2 protein-coding genes are annotated in these 1,167 nt (G+C 72.0%); both read right to left on the bottom strand.

Features of this window, described 5'->3' with window-relative positions:
* A partial coding sequence (locus FF36_RS31265; RefSeq protein WP_131669513.1) for a hypothetical protein occupies window positions 1-242 on the bottom strand: 242 nt, incomplete at its 3' end.
* A 424-nt stretch (window positions 243-666) separates the two neighbouring features.
* The gene (locus tag FF36_RS35795; protein ID WP_157871758.1) at window positions 667-807 is read right to left on the bottom strand and encodes a hypothetical protein; all 141 of its coding nucleotides are present in this window, start codon (window positions 805-807) and stop codon (window positions 667-669) included.
* Window positions 808-1,167 lie beyond the last annotated feature (360 nt).

The following is a 1,167-nucleotide window of genomic DNA, read 5'->3' as shown; positions in this document are numbered from 1 at the left end:
CCGCGCCACACCGGGTTCGCCGCCGCCGCCAGCAACGTCGCCCTCGGATTGACGGGGAGGCCGAAACGCACTCCCCAGGCGTTCACATACAGCGTGCCGGCCGGCTGGAGCAATATCACCCGTTCGACCGGCCCACCGACGTCCTCCCAAAGAAAGGGAAGGTTGTCGACGTCAAGGCGGAGGGCGGTGACCGGCCGGTGTGTCTCCACCGGAATCAGAACCGCGGTCAGCACAGTACTCACGCGCACCTCCAAGGAAAAGGGGCGGCATCCAGGTGTAGGGACGGGAAAAGACACGCAAGGCCACCGGCGTCTGGTTGCGTTTCCCCCGGCCCGTGCACGCACCCGGACGGACGGGCCGGCAGACCCGCCGTGACGGGAACCGGGGCAAGCGCGGCACGGCGACGCGGGAACCGGAGGGCCCCCCGGGGGGCGTGCGCGCCGTGACGGCGGCCGGCCCGCTCGGACACCGCGCCCCTGCGGCGCAACCCGCGGTGTGGGGCGTGGCCGACGGGGCGCGGTGCTGGTATGCGGGCGGCGGCGGGGCCGGCTGGCCTACGGCAGGCGCTGGTGTGGCGCCTGCCGCGGCCCAGCCGGGGTGTCTGGGATGCCAGGCCAGCCGTATGGTGACCGCCCCCGCCGGGGCGTCGCGGGGATCCGCCGTCCGTCAGGGGATCAGCGACGCGGCCGCGATCTCGGCGGACCAGGGGAAGGCGAGGAGGATCGGGACGCCGTCGGGGACGTGGACCGGGTCACTGACAAAGAAGTCGCCACGCCAGGATTGGATGCACGCGGGGCAGATGGTCACGAAGTGGGGACGCTCGTAGGGGGTGTCCGTGGGCCATCCGGGTGGCGCGGTCTCAGGGCAGCCGTCGGGGAAGTAGGGAGTCACCTGGGCGGGGCGGCGTGCGGGCCCGCCGTGAGGTAGTCCTCGCGACTGTTGTAGGTGATCAGTACCCGGTACTCGAGGGAGGCGGCCCCGGCCGGCGGGGACTCGGGATCGGTGGGGGCGACCTCGACGGTGGGAACGGTCACCNATCCGGGCACGGCGGGCCGGGCGAGGTCCGCGGAGGCACTCTCACGGCCCGTGTCACCGATCGGAGGAACTGCGGGAACAGCAATCGGTTGCATCGTGGAATAGCTCCTTCTGAAACATTGAGAGGCGGGG

It is taken from the genome of Frankia torreyi (assembly GCF_000948395.1).
GTDB classification, from domain to species: domain Bacteria; phylum Actinomycetota; class Actinomycetes; order Frankiales; family Frankiaceae; genus Frankia; species Frankia torreyi.
The sequence above is the reverse complement of the archived record's forward strand: the minus strand, read 5'-3'. Positions and strand labels throughout refer to the sequence as shown.